Genomic DNA, 18,758 nt, shown 5'->3' with positions numbered 1-18,758 from the left:
TCTGCCTGAACGCTGCAACGAACGACGGGGATGACATCGTCATCCCCGTCGTGCATGGCGCCGCGCAACCGGCTTTATCCAGCGCCTATGCGACCGGCGTACGCATGGTCACGAATTCCTCCGCAGACGTCGGATGAATGCCGATCGTCATGTCGAACTGCGCCTTGGTGGCGCCGCATTGCAAGGCCACGGCAAACCCCTGGACGATCTCGCCGGCTTCGCCGCCGACCATGTGCACGCCCAGTACGCGGTCGCTGCCGGCATCCACCACCAGTTTCATGAAGGTACGTTCGGTATTGCGCGAGAGGGTATGTTTCAGCGGCTTGAACTCGGTCTTGAAGATCTTCACTTCGCCCACTTCCTTGCGCGCCTGTTCCTCGCTCAAGCCGACGGTGCCGATATTGGGATGGCTGAACACCGCGGTCGGGATGTTCTGGTAGGACATCATCCGCTCGCCATTGCCGAACAGACGCGACACCACCGCCATCGCCTCGGCCAGCGCCACCGGCGTCAGCGCCACGCGGTCGATCACGTCGCCCACGGCGAGGATCGAGGGCACGCTGCTTTCAAAATTCCCGTTGACCTTGATGGCGCCATTCTTTTCCAGCGCCACGCCGGCCTTCTCCAGGCCCAGCCTCGATGTGGTGGGCCTGCGGCCGGTGGCGAACAAGACGCACTCGGCCTGCAGCGCCTCGCCATTGGACAGGCGCACGGTCTTGGCCGCATGCTCGCCGGCCTGCGCTGCATCGACCGCCTCCACCGCCTCGATATTGGCCTTGAACACCAGCCGGATGCCCTTCTTGGCCATCTCGTCGGCCAGGAATGCGCCGAGGTCGGCATCCATCGTTCGCAACAGGCGCTCGCCGCGGTAGACCAGCGTAACCTCGCTGCCCAGGCCGTTGAGGATGGAGGCCAACTCCACCGCGATGTAACCGCCGCCCAGCACCACTGCCCGCTTGGGCAAGGCCGTCAGATGGAAGAAATCGTCGGAGGTGATGCCAAGCTCCTTGCCCGGGATATCCGGACGTTCGGGATGGCCGCCGGTGGCCACCAGGATATGCCTGGCGGTGAAACGCCGGCCATCGACGCTGACCGTGTGCGCATCCTCGACGGTGGCGAAGCCGCGGTGCAGCGCCACGTTGGCGCCGTCCAGCAGGCGCTTGTAGATATCGTTCAGGTGCGCGATCTCGCGGTCCTTGTTGGCGATCAGCGTATTCCAGTCGAAGCCGGGCTGCGCATCCAGGCGCCAGCCATAGCCGGCCGCATCGCTGAAATCGCTGTGGTAATGCGCGCTATAGGACATCAGCTTCTTGGGGATGCAGCCGACATTGACGCAGGTGCCGCCCAGGTCGCCGCTCTCGGCCAGGCCTACCCTGGCCCCCGCTTGCCCGGCGAAGCGCGCGGCGCGCACGCCGCCGGAACCGCCGCCGATGGTAAACAGGTCGTAATCGTATTGGCTCATCGTTTCTCCATTCGCATGGCTTGCTAGTTGTATTGGCTGCCTGTGATGATGCGGGCGGCGCGCCACGGGGACTTGTTCAGCGTAGCCTTAAGTGCAAGGGATCAGTTCCGGCGCGCATCCAGCGCGCGCATCACCACCAGCACCGGCACCAGCCCGACCGCCACGATGGACAATGCCGGCAGCGCCGCTTCGCCCAGCCGCTCATCGCGCGCCAGGTTGTGGGCGATGACGGCCAGGGTATCGGTATCGAAAGGCCGCAGCAACAAGGTCGCCGGCAACTCCTTGACCACATCGACGAACACCATCAGCCCCGCCGTCGCCAGCGAGCGCCACAACAGCGGCGCGTGCAGGCGCCAGGCGATGGCGCCGCGGCCGCTGCCCAAGGTGCGCGCCGCCTCATCCACGCTGGCCGGGATGCGCGTGTAGCCGGCTTCCACCGACTGCACCGCGACCGCAGTGAAGCGTACCAGATATGCGTAGATCACACCCAGCGAGGTGGCCGTGAGCAAAACGCCCAGGCCGGCCGCCGGCCACACCACCTGCAACCAGGCCACCGGCAGCAGGATGCCCACCGCGATCACCGAGCCTGGAATCGCATAACCCATCGATGCCAGCCGCGCCACCCCGCGCAACAGCCATCCCGACACGCGCGACAGGCCGCCGGCGCGCAGCGCGAAGCACAGCGACAGCGCCAGCACGATGGCCACCAGCGCCGCCACGCCGCCGAAGCGGAAGCTGTTCCACACCCAGCCGGCATAGCGCGAAAAACTGAACAGCGATGCCGAACCGCCCTCGAAGCCGGTCTGCGCCGTGTGCCCGAGTTCGCCCCACCACAATCGCAGCAGGATCAGCACCGGCAGCACGAACCCGAGCAACACCGGCAAGCCGCACACCAGCCAAGCCAGCAGCGCCCTGCCGCCGCCCAGCACCGGCAAGCGCGCTTCGGCGCCGCCATCATGGCCGCGATGGCCGCGTACGCTCGCAAAACGCATGCGCTGCTGCTCGCGCCGCTCCAGCCACAACAAGATCGCCACGAACAGCAGCAGCGCCGACGCGTACTGGGCGGCGGCGATGCGGTCGTCCAGCACCATCCAGGCCTTGTAGATGCCGGTGGTAAACGTCGTCAGGCCGAAGTAGGCGGAGACGCCGTAATCGGCCAGCGTCTCCATCAGCGCCAGCGCGGCGCCGGCCATCAGCGCCGGGCGCGCCAGCGGCAGCGCCACGCGCACGATGCGTTCGCGCAGCGGCGTGCCCAGCATGCGCGCGGCCTCCATCAGATGCGTGCCGCGTTCGGACAAGGCATTGCGGGCCAGCAGGTAGGCATAGGGATAGAGCGTGAAAACGAACAGGAAAATGGCGCCGGGCAAACCGCGCACATCGAAGCGAAAGCCCGGGAACCAGCCGCGCAGCGTGCTTTGCACCACGCCCGCGTATTGCAGGAAATCGGTATAGGCATAGGCGCAGACATACGCCGGCATGGCCATCGGCAACAGCAGCGCCCAGGAGAAGAAACGCTTGCCGCGGAATTCGAACAGGCTGATCGCCACGGCAGCCGCCCCGCCCACCAGCGCCACGCCCAGCGTCACCGTCAGCGCCAGCCATCCCGAAGTGACCAGGTAGCCGGGCAGCACGGTCTGCAGTTGCCGGCGCAAGCTGTCGACCCCGGCCGCATCCAGGCCGAGCCAGGCGCCGAGGATACCGAGGATGGGCAAAGCGATCAGGACTGCGAGCAAACCGATGATGGGCATGGACTAAAAAGAATCAGAAGGACGACAACAACAAAATGGAAATACCGCAAACGATGCATTGCGGCATGGCGCGGGAGGATTTTGCTCCGGCGCATACGCTACACTGCAACAAATGCGAATTGTAACCATTTAAGCGAGTACCCCATGTTTCTCGAAGTCGATCAGGTCAGCATCCGTTATCCGCGCACCCCGACGCCGGCGGTCGACGCCGTCTCGCTGCAGCTGCAGCCGGGCCAGCTGGGCGTGCTGCTCGGCCCCTCCGGCAGCGGCAAGACCAGCCTGCTGCGCGCCATCGCAGGCCTGGAACAGGCGCAATCGGGCAGCATCCTGCTGGACGGTCGCCTACTCGACGGCCACGGCGCGCGCGTACCGGCCGAGGAGCGCCGCATCGGCATGGTATTCCAGGACTTCGCCCTGTTCCCGCACCTGGACATCGCCGCCAACGTCGGCTTCGGCCTGCGCGGCATGGCGCGCGCGCAGCGCGCCGAGGTCGTCGACCAGATGCTGATGCTGGTCGGCCTGCCGGACGCCCACAGCAAATTCCCGCACCAGCTCTCCGGCGGCCAGCAGCAGCGCATCGCCCTGGCCCGTGCGCTGGCGCCGCAACCGCGCCTGCTGTTGCTGGACGAACCCTTCTCCAGCCTGGATGTGGAATTGCGGGAAAGGCTGGCGCATGACGTGCGCGACATCCTCAAGCGCACGCACACCACCGCCCTGATGGTCACGCATGACCAGATGGAAGCCTTCGCCGTGGGCGACGTAGTCGGCGTCATGAACCAGGCCCGCCTGGAGCAATGGAACACGCCCTATTCGCTCTACCACCGCCCCGCGACGCGCTTCGTGGCCGACTTCATCGGCCACGGCGTGCTGATGCAAGGCCGCCTGCAGCGACCGCGGGAAGATGGCGTTTTCGAAGTGGAAACCGCAGCCGGACGGCTGCGTTCAATGACGATGAGCGGAGAGGCCCTGGATGACCACGGTGATCCGGAGTACCTGGATCACCAGCCGCGGCAATCTCGCCAGGATGAGGTAGCGCCAACCCCGCCCGGCGCGAGCCCGGCAGTGGTCGACGTACTGCTGCGCGCCGACGATGTGATGCACGACGACGCCTCGCCCTTCAAGGCAAAGGTATTGCGCAAATCGTTTCGCGGCGCGGAGTTTCTCTACACGCTGGAACTGGAGAACGGCCAGCAGCTACTGTCGCTGGTTCCCTCGCACCATGATCATGACATCGGCGAATGGATCGGCATCCGGCTGGATGTCAGGCACCTGGTCACGTTTGCGGCCGACACCAGCGCCTGAACGGCTGGCTGCCTGGCCGACAGCGGCATTGACAGTAATGGCGGCGATGGCGGCAGCAGTCACAGCATGGCCGCCGCCGTCCATCACCAGCCAGTCGAGCGCGCGACGCATCAGCCGCGCGCCTTGGACAGCACCAGCAACCAGCGGCGGAACAACAGGATTTCAACGTGGCCGGGCTCGATGCCGGCGCTGCATTCGATGACGGGGTTGACGCGGTAGCGTCGTACGTAAGTGTCGCGGCAGGCGAAGATTTCGCGGCGACCGAGACGCAGGGTAAACGACGAGGGAGTGGAAGAAGCGACGGCGAAGCGTGCGTCTGAAGCAAGATCGAAGTGTGTCATGGCAGTGATTCCCCTTCTTGTCTGTCTGTAAGAGGCTTCACTGTAGCACAAGTACTGTACAAATACACAGTATTTTTCATACAGTGGTTTTGCCGCGACGGCCCACTATACAACAAAGCCGCCAGTCGACGGCTTTTCCCCCTGCGGCGCGGCGTTCAGGCCATCCCGTGCTCCAGCCGCGCACGGACGAAACCGATATGCTCGCGCAGCACATAGAACTGGTCGGCAAAGGCCAGCGGCATCTTCATGCGGTTGACTGCCGCTTCGATCTCATCCAGGCGCTTGAGTATCTCCGCCTGCTGTTCCGGCGCCTCGCGGGAAATGCCGCGCTCCAGCGAAATCAGTTCGCCGTACCAGCGGTAGATGCGCGAACGGATGCGCCAGCCGTACAGCATCGGCACCAGGCGGATGCCGGGAATGAGCAGCAAAATCACCGGCAGCAGGATCACGACGGCGCGGTCGACCAGGCTGGCCAGCCAGAACGGCAGCGTGCGATAGAAGAAAGTCTTGCCCGACTTGTAATAACGCGCGGCGTCGTCGCTGATGGGATATTCATGCTCCAGCGGCGCCGGGAACTCCCCCGCCTTTTGCATCACGTTGGCCTTGCCGTGCACTTCATGCGCGGCCTCGATCAGCAGGTCGGACAAGGCCGGATGCAAATCGTCGCGCGCCACCAGTTCCGCCGTCGGCGCCACCAGTTGGGTATCGCGCGAAGGCAGGTTGCGCGCCAGGTCGAACACGCCCATCGGCATCTTCAGGATATTCAGGTAACGGAAGCGCCGCACATAGGCATCGGCCTGCGAGAAATCCAGCAGCCGGATGCCGGGCGTACGCAGCAGCTTGCCCATGGTCGCCACCGAAACCGAATCGCCCATCAGGAAAGCGGCATCGATCTTGCCGCTGGTGAGCGCCTGGGCCGCGTCGTCGCCGCCGATGTTCAACAGCTCGGTGCTGCCGCCCTGCTCCACGCCATTGGCCTTGAGCAGCGTCAAGGCCAGCATGCTGGAGCCGCTGCCGGCGCCGCCGATGGCGATGCGCTTGCCCGCCAGTTCCGACAGCTGGCGCAACGGCGGCGCGGGCTTGCCGTCCTCGCGCGGCGGCGGGTTGCGGTAATAAATGGAAACCGGCACATAAGAGATGCTGCCCAAGGACACCAGCGGCGCCAGCGCATCGGCCGTGACCGCGCTGGCCAGACCGCCCTGGACGAAACCCACGTCGACGTCCTGCGCCGGATCGGCCAGCCGCTTGAGGTTATCCAGCGAGCCGCCGGTCTCGACGATATTGAGCTTGATGCCGTCGCGCGCCAGGATAGTACGGTAGCGTTCGGCCACGCGCCAGAAATTGCTGTCCTTGGGACCGGCCGCGATGCTGATGCTGGACGGCGGCGCCGGCCTGATCAGCCAGATCACCAGCCAGGCGCCGATCAGGATCAGCAGGATGAAGGGCCCGAAACTGACTGCTAGGTCGCGCCAGGAGATGGCGACGAAGCGCGCCTTGATGCGGTTGGCCGAGGGCTTGTAGGCGGAAAGGTTTTTATCTTTGAGCATGCGCCCTATTTTAGAGCGTGTTGCGCCGGAATTGCGAGCCCGCTGCGGGCCGCAACTCCGGAACGTCGGCTCAATAGGTCTTGTACGGCAAAAACTTACCTGAAAGCACCACGTTAACGCGATCGCCATTCGGATCGGCCTGGCGCTGGATATCCATCTTGAAGTCGATGGCGCTCATGATGCCGTCGCCGAATTCCTCGTGGATCAGTTCCTTGATGGTGCTGCCGTAGACGCTGACGATCTCGTACCAGCGGTAGATCAGCGGGTCGGTCGGCACCGGCGTGGGCAGCGAACCCTTGTAGGGCACGATCTGCAGCCACAGGGTTTCCTCGTCGGTCAGCGCGAACAGCTCCTGGGCGACGGCGGCCTGCCTGGCCGTCAGCGTCATCTGGCCGAGCATGGCGGCGGTCGTCCATTCCTTGCTCTGGCCGATGCGCTCGGCGATCTGGGCCCAGGTCATCTTGTTGCTGACCTTGGCGGCGATGATCTTCTGGGTGACTTGGTTGCGGTCCATGCTGCTCTCCTTGAATGAGACGTGATGTGAATGAAATGTGGATGAAAAAACGTGGGCGAAAAATATTGATCAGATTCAGGCCAGCGCCTGCGAAAAACCGGCATCCGGCGCCGCTGCCGCCTCCAGCCCCGGCGTGACCACGCGGGTGACGGGAGCTGCGCCGCCGGCCGCCTGCGCCGCCTGGATCTGCCGGGAACGGTGCACCAGGAAATCGACCAGGTGGTTGCGGATGCGATAGAACTGCGGATCGTGGTGCATCGATTCGCGCGTGCGCGCCTTGGGCATGGTGTTGACCACCACCTCGGCGATGCAGGCCTGCGGGCCGTTGGACATCAGGAAGATCTTGTCGGCCAGCAGGATCGCCTCGTCGACATCGTGCGTGATCATGAACACGGTCTGGCGCGTGGCGGCGCAGATCTTCAGCAGCTCGTCCTGCACCACGCCGCGCGTCAGGGCATCGAGCGCGCCGAAGGGCTCATCCATCAGCAGCATCTTGGGTTCGATGGAAAACGCCCGGGCAATGCCCACGCGCTGCTTCATGCCGCCCGACAATTCCGACGGTTTCTTGTGCTCGGCTCCCTTCAGGCCCACCATCCCGATGAAGCGGCGCGCATGCTCCTCGGCCTTGGCGCGCGGCCAGTCGGGCCAGCGCGAACGCACCGCGAACACCACATTGCCCAGCACGCTGAACCACGGCATCAGCGCATGGCTCTGGAATACTACGCCGCGGTCCAGGCTGGGGCCCTTCACCTCGCGCTGGTCCATGATCACCACGCCGCCGCTGGCCGCTTCCAGTCCGGCCAGCACGTTCAGGATGGTAGTCTTGCCGCAACCCGAATGGCCGATGACACAGACGAACTCGCCGCGCTCGATGCCGAACGACACCTGCTCGAACACCGGCGGACCGTCGGCGGCGTAGCGCTTGCTCAAACCCTCGACGTTGAGGAATGCCTTTTCCATGTAGCTTCGCCCTTCATTCGACATAAGTGACCAGCTTCTGCAAGCGCGCGAAAAACAGGTCGAGCACCATGCCGGTCGCGCCGATGACCAGGATCGCGAAGATCACGCTGGTCAGCGACAGGTTGTTCCATTCGTTCCAGACGAAGTAGCCGATGCCGGTGCCGCCCACCAGCATTTCGGCCGCCACGATCACCAGCCAGGCGATGCCCATGGAGATGCGCATGCCGGTCAGGATGGTGGGCGCCGCCGCCGGCAGGATCACCATGAACGCGCGGCGCAGGGGCTTCACTTCCAATGTCTTGGCCACGTTGAGCCAGTCGCGCCGCACCGACGCCACGCCGAAGGCCGTGTTCATCAGCATCGGCCACACCGAGCAGATGAAGATCACGAACACGCCCGACACCGAGGAATCCTTGATCGTGTACAAGGCCAGCGGCATCCACGCCAGCGGCGAAATCGGCTTGAGGATCTGGATGAAGGGATTGAGCGCGCGCTGCATCAGCGGCGACATCCCCAGCAAGAAGCCGAGCGGGATCGCCACCACCGCCGCTATCGCAAATCCCAGCCCGACACGTCCCAGCGAATAACCCAGCTGGATCCCGATGCCCTTGTCGTTGGGGCCGTTGTCGTAGAACGGGTTGGAGAGTTCGCGGCGGATGGTCTCCCCCATCTGCGCCAGCCCCGGAAAGCCGTCGCTCTTGGCCGCCCCGCCGCTCTTTCCCATCAACCTGGCGTACTCATCCTGGGCCGAGCCGGCGGCGCTTTCCTTGGGCAAGGTGGCCACATGCCATACCAGCAGCAGGCAGCCCAGCAACAGCAGCGAGATCAGCGCCGCGCGCCAGCCGGTCTTTCCCGCGTCCATCACGCCGTCCTCTTGATGGCGAAGCTGTTGGCATAGGCTTCGGCCTTGGCCGGGTCGAATTCCTTGCCCATGATGGCGTACTTGCGGTACGCGCCGTCCGGCACCGGCTGGCCCAGTTCCTTCATGTGCTTCTTGGCCTCGGTCAGCAGCAGCACCTTTTCCGCGATCGCCTTGTAATCGACATCGCCCTTGATGTAGCCCCAGCGTTTCATCTGCGTGAGGATCCACACGCCCATCGAATCCCAGGGCACCGGATCGAAGTCGGCGCGGCCCGGCACGTTCTTCACATTGCCCAGGCCGTCGGCGAAACGGCCGGTCAGCACCTGCTCGACCACCGTCTCCGGCTGGTTCAGATAGGCCGCCGGCGAGATCACCTTGGCCACCAGCGAGCGGTTGGCCGGATCGCGCGCCATGGCGGCGGCGGTCAGCACCGAACGGAACAACGCCGCAAAGGTGTTGGGGTTCTGCCTGACGAACTCTTCCGAGGCGCCGAAGGCGCAGCATGGGTGGCCGTCCCAGATTTCCTTGGAGAGGATGTGGATGAAGCCGACTTCGTCATACACCGCGCGCTGGTTGAACGGATCGGGGCCGAGGAAGCCGTCGATATTGCCGGCGCGCAGGTTGGCCACCATTTCCGGCGGCGGCGTGACGCGGATCTGCACGTCGCGATCCGGATCGAGGCCGTGCTCGGCCAGGTAATAGCGCAGCAGGAAGTTGTGCATCGAATACTCGAACGGCACCGCGAACTTGAAGCCCTTCCATTGCCTGGGGTCGCGCTTGTCCTTGTGCTTCACATGCAGCGTGATGGCCTGGCCGTTGATGTTCTGGATGGTGGCCACGCGCATCTGCACCGCATTGCTGCCCACGCCCATGGACATGGCGATGGGCATCGGCGACAGGAAATGCGAGGCGTCGTGCTCCTTGTTGATCATCTTGTCGCGGATCAGCGCCCAGCCGGCGGTCTTGTTCAGCGACACGTTCAGGCCCTGCTTGCGGTAGAAGCCCAAGGGATCGGCCATGATCAGCGGCGCCGCGCAGGTGATGGCGATGAAGCCGATCTTGAGGTCTTTCTTTTCCAGCGCGCCGTTCTTCTCCTGCGCCATCGCCTGCAGCGCGCCCAACGGCAGCACGCTGGCGATCGCCGCGCGCGCGGTGTTCTTGCCGACCGCGCGCAGGAAGTCGCGGCGCCGGGCCATGTGCGGGAACAAGGCGCGCATGATCGACTCTTCCACCACGTCTTCCGTCAGCGTCTCCACGTCCTGCGCCCTGGTCTGGCGCAATACCTCCTGCTCGGTATCGTGCTGCCGCTGGCTGCCGTGGCGGCCGCACGAGCAGCCCTGCCCGGCGCGCTCGGCGTCGTAGGTATGGAAGATATTGTGTTCCGGTGCTTTCGGCATGATTCCCCCGTTTGGTGAGTTTGAGGCGGCTTGCTGCGATGGCCTCAAGCGCGTGCAAGGGATTTGCCAGCGGGGGAAATGGCGTCATCGTGTGACGACGCCTTGTAGTGGTTCAACTACAAATGCAGGTGAAATGCAGGCGCATGGCGTATGGCGTATGGCGGGAACTCGTCCTACACAGGCATCAACTGATGCCGCACCGCATACATCGCAATGCCGACATCGTTGGATGCCCCGGTCTTCTCCAGGATGCGGCTGCGGTAGGTGCTCACCGTATTGGGGCTCAGCTCCAGCCGGTCGGCGATCTCCTTGACGCTGCGCCCGGCCGCGATCATCTGGAACACCTGGTATTCGCGGTGCGACAAGCTCTCATGCGCGGCCCGATCATGCGAGGAAGCGCGCGCGCTCAGCCCCGAGGCCAGCGTCTCGGCCATCTGCGGGCTGACATACACGCCGCCGGCGGCCGCCTTGCGGATCGCCGCCGCCAGTTGCTCCGGATCGGTGCTCTTGTTCAGGTAACCGGCCGCGCCCAGCTTGTAGCAGCGCGCCGCATACTGCTTCTCAGGATAGGTGGACAGCATCAGCACCGGCAGCCGCGGCATCTCCTGCTTGATCTGGCGCAGCACGTCCAGCCCGTCCTGCTGCGCAATGGCGATATCCAGCAACACCAGGTCGATCGCCTCCACCCGCGCCTTGTGCATCACTTCCGGCCCGCTGGCGCATTCGGCGGCGACCTCGATATCGGGCGTGTCGGCCAGGATCTGCTTCAACCCTTCGCGCACGATGCGATGGTCGTCGCACAGCAGGATGCGGATCGAATCGGTCATTGCTGTCATGGTCTCCATTACCCTTTGGTTCTTGTATCAATCTCGGCCGGCCAACGGCAACCGCAGGCACACCAGCGTGCCGGGCATGTCATCGGCTGGTGCAAAACGCGCACCAGCAATGGTCAGTGCGCCACCGAAGTGCAAGGCGCGCTCGCGCATGCCCATCACACCGTAGGAAGTCGACGCCTCCAGCGCATCGCGCGCCGCCCCCACGCCGTTGTCCTCCACCTCCATGGCCAGCTCGGCGGGCGTGAGCCGCACCGCGATGCGCACCTGCGTGGCCCTGGCATGCCGCGCCACGTTGGACAACATTTCCTGGAAGATACGGAACGCCGCCGTGGCCTTGGCGCCGTCCGGCGCGAAAGCCTCCGGCGCGATATCGAACTCCACCTCGCACGGCAGCTCGGTGGCCTCCGAAAACTCCTGCACCTGCCACTCCAGCGCCGCGATCAGGCCCTGGTGGTCGAGGATGCTGGGCCGCAGGTCGGTGATGATGCGCCCGACGTTGTCCACCGCCGCCTCGATCAGCCGGTCCATCGTCTCGCACTTGCGCGCCACCGGCTCGCGATCGGCCACGCGCTTGGCCATCCAGTTCACATCCAGCTTCAGCGCCACCAGCAGGCTGCCCAGCTCGTCGTGGATCTCGCGCGCGATACGGGTGCGTTCGTCCTCGCGCACCGAGTGCGCATGGGCCGACAGTTGCCGCACCTGCCTGAGCGCGGCCGACAATTCGCGGGTGCGCTCGGCCACGCGCAGTTCCAGCTCCGCCTTGGCGCGCTGCAGTTGCTCCTCGGCCTGGCGCCGCTTGGAAATGTCGCTGAACGTAACCACCGCCCCGCGTACCCGGCCGTCGTCGACGATCTGGTAGGAAGAATATTCGGCGGGAAAGAAAGTGCCGTCGGCGCGCCAGAACACCTCCTGGTCCACCCGGCACGATTCGCCCTTGCGAAACGCCTTCAGGATCGGGCACTCCTCCTCCGGATAGTGGCCGCCGTCCTCATGACTGTGATGCACCAGGTCGTGCATGTTCTTGCCCAGCACCTGCTCCACCCGGTAACCCAGCATGTCGGCCCCGGCGCGGTTGATGAAGGTGCAGCGGCCATCGAGGTCGATACCGTAGATGCCTTCGCCGGTGGAGTCGAGGAGAAGGGTCAGCTTGTCGCGCAGCAAATCGCTATCGCTGCCGGTATGGACATCGGAAAGAAGCGGCATCATGGGAGCACAACGAGCAAAGGACATGCCAAGCCGAAATGGCGAAGGAAGCGCATCTTCAGATAAGAACAAAGCCGCCCAATGACAAATGCCGTTCAGTTAAGCGCTGAACGGCATTTGTGTTTGTGGAGGTTTGTGCAGTCCAGACTCCGTTCGCCCTGAGTAGCTGCGCAGCAGCGTATCGAAGGGCAGGCAAGAGCGCCAACGGTGATGCGCTGGCTTCGATACGGCCCTGGCGGGCCTACTCAGCCCGAACGGGCTCTGTGATGAGTGCCTCAGATTAGCCTTGACTGAACGGCTTACGCCCGATGGCGGCTTCTCTGCCTGCGGGCCTTCCCGGTCAAGGCATGTACTGCCCTCCGTTCACCTCGATGATCTGCCCCGTCACATACCCCGACATCTGCTCCGAGGCCAGGTAGAGGAAAGCCCCGCTGCATTCGTCCGGATCGCCGATGCGGCCCATCGGGATGGTCTTGCGGAATGCTTCGAGCTGTTCCGGCGTGGTGAAGCGTTCCTGGAACGGAGTCATGATCACGCCCGGCGCCACCGCGTTGACGCGGATCTTGTCGGCCAGCAGTTCCTTGGCCATGCCGCGCGTGATGGTGCTGACGAACCCTTTCGACGCCGCGTAGATCAGCGCGCCCGGGCCGCCGCCGTGGCGCGCCGCGACCGAGGTGACGTTGATGATGTTGCCGCCGCCCTGGCGCCGCATGACCGGGATCACGGCGCGCGTGAAGGCCACGACCGAGCGGGCGTTGATGTGGACGATGTCGTCGAACAGTTCGTCGGTGACCTTTTCCAGCGGCTCGCGCTTGACCAGGCTGCCGGCGTTGTTGATCAGCACGTCGATGCGGCCGAGCTGCTCGACCGCGCTGGCGACGGCCCGGTTGATGGCGTTGCTGTCGCGCACGTCGGCGCCGATGGCGATGGCCTTGCTGCCGGTTTCGCGCACGTCGGCGGCGACCAGTTCGGCTTCCTTGGCCGAGCTGTTGTAGTGGACCACGACGTGTGCGCCGCGAGCGCCGAAGGCGCGGGCCGCGGCGGCGCCGATGCCGGTGCTCGCGCCGCTGATGAAGACGACTTTTCCAGCCAGATCTAGCATGCTGTTCTCCTGTGAAAATATGACGGTGATTGATCGTTCATGCTCCGGCTCATGGGGTTGGACGGCCCTGCGTCCTGCCGGTATCGCTTGTTCTGTATCGGGCATCGCGGGCATGGCGCCGCGACGGTACTGCCAGCGCCGCCGTTGTGGAGAGCCGCATGGAAACGGCAACGGCGGCGCTTCATGCTTAATCGTGTACCGATTCGTCCTTGTTGCGGGCCGCGCCGCGGTAGGCGTCGCGTACGTGGATCAGATGGCGGCGCATGGCGTCGGCGGCCTTTTGCGGATCGCGCGTCTTGAGCGCATCGAGGATCTCGCGGTGGTCCTGCAGGCTGCGCTCCAGCGTGGCCGGGATGCGCGAGGTAATGGAACGGCTCTTCTTGCCCAGCATGTAGAGGCTGCCGGCGATGCTTTGCAGGAAGGGGTTGTCGCAGGCTTCGATGATGGCCTCGTGGAACTCGACGTCGGCGGCGGCAAAGGCGGCCGGGTCGGACAACAGCCGCGCTTCGTCTTCCACGTTGCGCACCAGGTGCGCCAGCTCGGCCTCGCCGATATGGGTGGCGGCCAGTGCGGCCACGCCGGTTTCGATGATCAGGCGCGCGTCGAACAGCGCTTCCAGCGTGCCGGCGTTGAGGTCGATGATCATTTCCAGCGGTTCCAGCAGCTCGCGCGTTTCCAGCGAACTGACGAAGGTGCCCTCGCCCTGGCGGATGCGCAACAGCCCCAATAGCGCCAGGCCGCGGATCGCCTCGCGCACCGCCGGGCGGCCCACGCCCAGCATGGCGGCCAGCTCGCGCTCGGGCGGCAGTTGCTGGTCGGGTTTGAGCAGGCCGCTGCGGATCATGGTCAGCAAGCGCTGGGCGACTTGCTCGGAAATGGACTTCTGGACGATGGGATCAAAAGACATACTGTCGGGGTGAGCGCCTAAGGGTCGAATGAATCATTGCCATGCAGGCAATGCCTTGCTGGCCGCCGGCGATTGCCGGGAAAGGTAAGACCAATGGCTGTGGAGGATAGGTACCTGGCGATGAAGTGTCAAGCCATGAGAATTTATGCTGCGCCGCAGAACAAACCCAAACGAAACGGGCCCGCAGGCCCGCTTCAGACGACGCATCGCCCCAGCGATCAGAAGGATCAGAACAGCAAACCGCTGTGCGCTTGCGCGACGCGCTCAAGATAGCCGCGCAAGCACTGCAGGAATTTGTCCATGCGCGCCCCCTTCAACCGCCGTGGCTGGGTTTGGCCACGCCGGCATGCAAACGCGTCTGACGGCTCAGCATCAGCGTCACGACCGCCGAGAGCGCCAGCGTGCCTGCCACCACGTACAGGCCGGCGCTGTAGCCGCCCGTGACGCTCTTCAACCAGCCGATCGCAAACGGGCCGACGAAGCCGCCCAGGTTGCCCAACGAATTGATCATCGCGATGCCTGCCGCCGCGCCGGCGCCGGAGAGGAAGGTGCTTGGCATGGCCCATAGCGGCGCCTTGGCCGAGCTGATGCCCACGTTCACCACCACCAGCGACAGCACCACGAACAGCGCGGTGGTGGCGTTGCCGGCCAGCAGGAAGCCGACGCAAGCCAGCGCGCAGGGAATCACCACATGCCAGGTACGCTCGCCACTGCGGTCGGAATGGCGCGCCCACAGCACCATCGCCACCACGGCCACCACGCTGGGCACGCCACTCAGGAGGCCGGTCTGGAACGGCGAAAAACCGAATTCGCGGATCATCAGCGGCGCCCACAGCCCCAGTGTGTAGAGCCCGGCGGAAGTGCCGAAGTAGATCAATGCCAGGGTCAGCACCCGCATGTCCTTCAAGGCGCGCCAGGCACTGGCGGTATGGCCGTGGCCGCCCTTCTTCGCATCCGCCTCGGACTTCAGGCGCGCCACCAGCCATGCGCGCTCATCGTCAGCCAGCCACCCGGCCTGCTCAGGCTTGTCGGTGAGGAATTTGAGCACCACGAAGCCGAGGATCACCGCCGGCGCCGCCTCGATGATGTAGAGCATCTGCCAGTCGGCCAGGCCGAACATGGAAGGCATCTGCATGATGGCGCCCGACAAGGGCGAGCCCAGCGCCACCGAGATCGGCGCGGCGGCCATGAACCAGGCGGCCGCTACCGCGCGCTGCCTGGCCGGAAACCATAGCGAGAGGTAAAGGATGATGCCGGGGAAGAAACCAGCTTCGGCCACGCCCAGCAAAAAGCGCAGCACATAGAAACTGTTGGGGCCGACCGCGAACGCCGAGATGGCCGAGATCAGGCCCCAGGTAATCATCACGCGGGCGATCCAGATGCGCGCGCCGACCTTGTGCAAGATCAGGTTGGACGGCACCTCGAACAAGAAGTAGCCGATGAAGAACAGCCCGCCGCCCAGGCCGAAGGCCGTCGGCGACAGGCCCAGCGCCTTGTTCATGGTGATGGCGGCGAAGCCGACGTTGACGCGGTCGAGGAAGCTGATGAAATACAGCAGCATCACGAAGGGAATGATGCGCCACATGAGTTTGCGGGATACGCGGGCTTCGATATCGGTGTGATCGGTGTTCATGGTCTCCTCCTTGGAGAGGGTGGCGAGGCTCGCGGCCCCGTCTTGGATTTTTGTTGGAATGCGCGCACAGCTTCCCCCGCGGTGCCTTGCGGCGCCGGCGTTCGGTACATCCGGAGGAAGCGGCGGCGCGGCGGCCGCCGGCTCGGGCTCAGGCCGCCTGTCGCACTTGCGCGGCCTTGGCGACGAAGCCGCACACGGCCTCGGTCACCTGCGCCGTGGTGGCCTGGCCGCCAAGGTCACCGGTATGCAGCGCCGGATCGGCGGTGACCGCCTCGACCGCGCGCATGACCTGCGCCGCGGCCTCATGCTCGCCCAGGTGTTCCAGCAGCATCACCACCGACCAGAAGGTGCCGACCGGGTTGGCCAAGCCACGGCCCATGATGTCGAAGGCCGACCCGTGGATCGGTTCGAACATCGACGGATAGCGGCGCTCGGGATCGATGTTGCCGGTGGGCGCGATGCCCAGGCTGCCGGCCAGCGCGGCCGCCAGGTCGGACAGGATGTCGGCATGCAGGTTGGTGGCGACGATGGTGTCCAGCGTGGCGGGACGGTTGACCATGCGCGCGGTGGCGGCGTCGACCAGTTCCTTGTCCCACTTCACGTCCGGGAACTCCCTGGAAATCTGCAACGCGATCTCGTCCCACATCACCATCGCATGGCGCTGGGCGTTGCTCTTGGTGACCACGGTCAGCAGCTTGCGCGGACGCGACTGCGCCAGTTTGAAGGCGAAGCGCATGATGCGCTCGACCCCGGCGCGGGTCATCATCGAGACATCGGTCGCGGCTTCGAGCGGATGGCCCTGGTGCACGCGGCCGCCGACGCCGGCGTATTCGCCTTCGGAGTTCTCGCGCACGATGACCCAGTTCAGGTCTTCCGACTTGCAGCGCTTCAACGGCGCGTCGATGCCGGGCAGGATGCGCGTCGGACGCACGTTGGCGTACTGGTCGAAGCCCTGGCAGATCTTCAGGCGCAAGCCCCACAGAGTGATGTGGTCGGGGATGTGCGGGTCGCCGGCCGAGCCGAACAGGATGGCATCCTTGTTGCGCAGCGCGTCCAGGCCGTCGGCCGGCATCATGGCGCCGGTTTTGCGGTAGTAGTCGCCGCCCCAGTCGAAGTCTTCGAACTCGAAGGCGAACTTGCTGCTGGTGGCCGCCAGCGCTTCGAGCAGCTTGCGGCCGGCGGGAACCACTTCCTTGCCGATGCCGTCGCCCGGGATGGTGGCGATGCGATATGTCTTCATGTCTCCGGCCTTTCGAAAAATGTATGGGTGAGCGGTACTGTATCGACATTGATTACTAAGAACCGAAGCTATACTTAAAGCATTCTTAACTTTAGATTAAAGATAAAACCATGCAGGACACCGTCCTCCCCGCCGACCTGCGCTTCTTCTCCGTGCTGGCCATGGCCGGCAGCCTGTCGGCGGCGGCGCGCGAGATGGGGCTGACCACGGCGGCGGTCAGCAAGCACCTGGCGCAAATGGAAAGCCGCGCCGGCGTGCCGCTGGTCAACCGCACCACGCGCCGCATGACGCTCACGCCCGAGGGCGAGCTCTATCTGGAGCATGCGCGCCGCATCCTCGACGAGATCGATGAATTGTCGGAGCTGCTGGGCAGCTCCAAGCGGCGCCCGGAGGGCCTGTTACGGGTCAACGCCACGCTGGGTTTCGGGCGCAGCCATGTGGCGCCGGTGATTTCCAGGTTCGTCAGCGAGCACCCGCAGGTGTCGGTGCAGCTGCAACTGTCGGTGATGCCGCCGCCGCTGACCGACGACAGCTTCGACGTCTGCATCCGCTTCGGCGAACCGCCCGACACCCGTGTGGTGGCGCGCCGGCTGGCGGCCAATGCGCGCCTGCTGTGCGCCGCGCCTGGCTATCTCGACAAGCGCGGCACGCCGGTCACCCCGCACGACCTGACCAAGCACAACTGCGTGGGCATCCGCCAAGGCGACGAAGCCTATGGCGTGTGGCGGCTGTCTTCCGGCTCGGGCGCGGCGCGCAAGACCGAGACGGTGAAGATACGCGGCAACCTCACCACCAACGACGGCGAGATCGCCGTCAAGTGGGCGCTCGATGGCCACGGCATCCTGATGCGCGCCGAGTGGGATATCCGCCCCTACCTGGAAGACGGCCGGCTGGTGCAGGTGCTGCCGGGCTGGCAAACGCCCAACGCCGACATCTTCGCGGTGTATTCGCAGCGGCACCAGATGTCCAACCGCATCCGCAGCTTTGTCGATTTCATTGCGCGGGAGCTGGCGGGGATTTCACCGAGACATTGATATATCCCCGCTTCCCAATATCAGCCCCTTGCATTCGGTGCTATTATCAGCATCATCAAGCATCAATTTTGATGCAGGAGCCCCCTATGCGCACCACTGTCACAATCGATGACGACCTCTACAAAGAGGCCCTTGAATTGGCCGATCCCGCGATGGACAAGTCTGAAATCTTCCGCGAGGCAATCAAGACTTTTGTACGCGTCCACGCCGCCAGGCGTTTGGCCGCATTGGGCGGTGCCATGCCCGATATGCAAGACATTCCTCGCAAGCGCGGGGAAGGCTGTTGATGGCCGGGATGGTATTGGTCGACACCTCGGTGTGGGTACATCATTTCCGTTACGGAAACGAGGCGTTAAAAGCCTTGCTCAACGCCGACGCGGTCTTGACCCATCCCATGGTGCTGCTGGAAATATCCTGCGGCACCCCGCCGGATCGGGCGGCTACGCTCAAGAGCCTGGGCTTTCTGCAGCAGGCGCACTCGGCCGGATTTAACGAAGTCGCTGCATTCGTGGAAAGAGAACAACTGTTTGGCAAAGGATGCGGCCTGGTCGACCTGGTTCTCCTGGCGTCCACGCTCATTACGCCGGGCGCGCAATTGTGGACGCGCGACAAACGGCTCAGCGAACTTTCATCCCGCTTTGGTTTGGATTACCAACCGCCGTCTCACTGA

At 64.7% G+C, this 18,758-nt stretch carries 18 protein-coding genes; 4 read left to right on the top strand and 14 right to left on the bottom strand.

All coding sequences use genetic code 11. The features are described from left to right. Window positions 1-85: 85 nt before the first annotated feature. Both gorA and FB598_RS03590 read right to left on the bottom strand, forming a co-directional pair. On the bottom strand, window positions 86-1,462 hold the full coding sequence (gene gorA, locus FB598_RS03595; RefSeq protein ID WP_141912923.1) for a glutathione-disulfide reductase: 1,377 nt from the start codon (window positions 1,460-1,462) through the stop codon (window positions 86-88). Between the two features lie 101 nt (window positions 1,463-1,563). After that, complete coding sequence (locus FB598_RS03590; RefSeq protein ID WP_141912920.1) at window positions 1,564-3,210, bottom strand: iron ABC transporter permease; 1,647 nt, start codon at window positions 3,208-3,210, stop codon at window positions 1,564-1,566. A 144-nt stretch (window positions 3,211-3,354) separates the two neighbouring features. Here FB598_RS03590 and FB598_RS03585 point away from each other — a divergent pair, with 144 nt between their 5' ends. Next, window positions 3,355-4,512: an ABC transporter ATP-binding protein gene (locus FB598_RS03585; protein ID WP_141912917.1), complete on the top strand. Its 1,158-nt coding sequence runs from the start codon at window positions 3,355-3,357 to the stop codon at window positions 4,510-4,512. A gap of 110 nt (window positions 4,513-4,622) precedes the next feature. On the opposite strand, the gene FB598_RS03580 is transcribed toward FB598_RS03585, so the two are convergent. The 12 genes from FB598_RS03580 to FB598_RS03525 all read right to left on the bottom strand — a co-directional run bounded on the left by FB598_RS03580 (window position 4,623) and on the right by FB598_RS03525 (window position 17,054). Further along, on the bottom strand, window positions 4,623-4,853 hold the full coding sequence (locus FB598_RS03580; RefSeq protein ID WP_141912915.1) for a hypothetical protein: 231 nt from the start codon (window positions 4,851-4,853) through the stop codon (window positions 4,623-4,625). A gap of 155 nt (window positions 4,854-5,008) precedes the next feature. Beyond that, window positions 5,009-6,400 (bottom strand): TAXI family TRAP transporter solute-binding subunit, encoded by a 1,392-nt coding sequence (locus tag FB598_RS03575; RefSeq protein ID WP_141912913.1) that lies wholly within the window; start codon window positions 6,398-6,400, stop codon window positions 5,009-5,011. 70 nt (window positions 6,401-6,470) lie between these two features. Beyond that, window positions 6,471-6,914, bottom strand: coding sequence for a cyanase (gene cynS, locus FB598_RS03570; protein WP_141912911.1), 444 nt, complete (start codon window positions 6,912-6,914; stop codon window positions 6,471-6,473). 75 nt (window positions 6,915-6,989) lie between these two features. Then, window positions 6,990-7,874: an ABC transporter ATP-binding protein gene (locus tag FB598_RS03565; protein WP_141912909.1), complete on the bottom strand. Its 885-nt coding sequence runs from the start codon at window positions 7,872-7,874 to the stop codon at window positions 6,990-6,992. Between the two features lie 13 nt (window positions 7,875-7,887). Continuing rightward, window positions 7,888-8,736 (bottom strand): nitrate ABC transporter permease, encoded by an 849-nt coding sequence (gene ntrB, locus FB598_RS03560; protein WP_141912906.1) that lies wholly within the window; start codon window positions 8,734-8,736, stop codon window positions 7,888-7,890. Beyond that, a complete protein-coding gene (locus FB598_RS03555; RefSeq protein ID WP_141912903.1) occupies window positions 8,736-10,133 on the bottom strand; it encodes a CmpA/NrtA family ABC transporter substrate-binding protein in 1,398 nt (465 codons plus the stop codon). The genes ntrB and FB598_RS03555 overlap by 1 nt, the downstream gene beginning before the upstream one ends. 173 nt (window positions 10,134-10,306) lie before the next feature. Further along, complete coding sequence (locus FB598_RS03550) at window positions 10,307-10,960, bottom strand: response regulator transcription factor (protein WP_370454637.1); 654 nt, start codon at window positions 10,958-10,960, stop codon at window positions 10,307-10,309. A gap of 36 nt (window positions 10,961-10,996) precedes the next feature. Next, window positions 10,997-12,175 (bottom strand): PAS domain S-box protein, encoded by a 1,179-nt coding sequence (locus FB598_RS03545; protein WP_141912898.1) that lies wholly within the window; start codon window positions 12,173-12,175, stop codon window positions 10,997-10,999. A 337-nt stretch (window positions 12,176-12,512) separates the two neighbouring features. Continuing rightward, window positions 12,513-13,274 carry an SDR family NAD(P)-dependent oxidoreductase gene (locus tag FB598_RS03540; protein WP_141912895.1) on the bottom strand — a complete coding sequence of 254 codons (762 nt, stop codon included), beginning with the start codon at window positions 13,272-13,274 and terminating at the stop codon, window positions 12,513-12,515. Window positions 13,275-13,461: 187 nt separating this feature from the next. After that, complete coding sequence (locus FB598_RS03535) at window positions 13,462-14,181, bottom strand: FadR/GntR family transcriptional regulator (protein WP_141912893.1); 720 nt, start codon at window positions 14,179-14,181, stop codon at window positions 13,462-13,464. A 313-nt stretch (window positions 14,182-14,494) separates the two neighbouring features. Next, window positions 14,495-15,814: an MFS transporter gene (locus FB598_RS03530; protein ID WP_141912890.1), complete on the bottom strand. Its 1,320-nt coding sequence runs from the start codon at window positions 15,812-15,814 to the stop codon at window positions 14,495-14,497. A 148-nt stretch (window positions 15,815-15,962) separates the two neighbouring features. Then, entirely contained in the window at window positions 15,963-17,054 is a 1,092-nt protein-coding gene (locus FB598_RS03525; RefSeq protein ID WP_141912888.1) for a tartrate dehydrogenase, read from the bottom strand. Window positions 17,055-17,164: 110 nt separating this feature from the next. Here FB598_RS03525 and FB598_RS03520 point away from each other — a divergent pair, with 110 nt between their 5' ends. The 3 genes from FB598_RS03520 (at window position 17,165) to FB598_RS03510 (ending at window position 18,758) form a co-directional block, all read left to right on the top strand. Then, a complete protein-coding gene (locus tag FB598_RS03520; protein ID WP_141912885.1) occupies window positions 17,165-18,088 on the top strand; it encodes a LysR family transcriptional regulator in 924 nt (307 codons plus the stop codon). Between the two features lie 86 nt (window positions 18,089-18,174). Then, window positions 18,175-18,375: a type II toxin-antitoxin system VapB family antitoxin gene (locus FB598_RS03515; RefSeq protein ID WP_141912883.1), complete on the top strand. Its 201-nt coding sequence runs from the start codon at window positions 18,175-18,177 to the stop codon at window positions 18,373-18,375. An 8-nt stretch (window positions 18,376-18,383) separates the two neighbouring features. Further along, on the top strand, window positions 18,384-18,758 hold the full coding sequence (locus FB598_RS03510) for a type II toxin-antitoxin system VapC family toxin (RefSeq protein ID WP_370454982.1): 375 nt from the start codon (window positions 18,384-18,386) through the stop codon (window positions 18,756-18,758).

Origin of the sequence: Herbaspirillum sp. SJZ106 (genome assembly GCF_006715495.1) — a bacterium.
Classification (GTDB): domain Bacteria; phylum Pseudomonadota; class Gammaproteobacteria; order Burkholderiales; family Burkholderiaceae_D; genus Herbaspirillum.
Note: the sequence above shows the minus strand (reverse complement) of the source record. Positions and strands in the feature narration are given on the sequence as shown.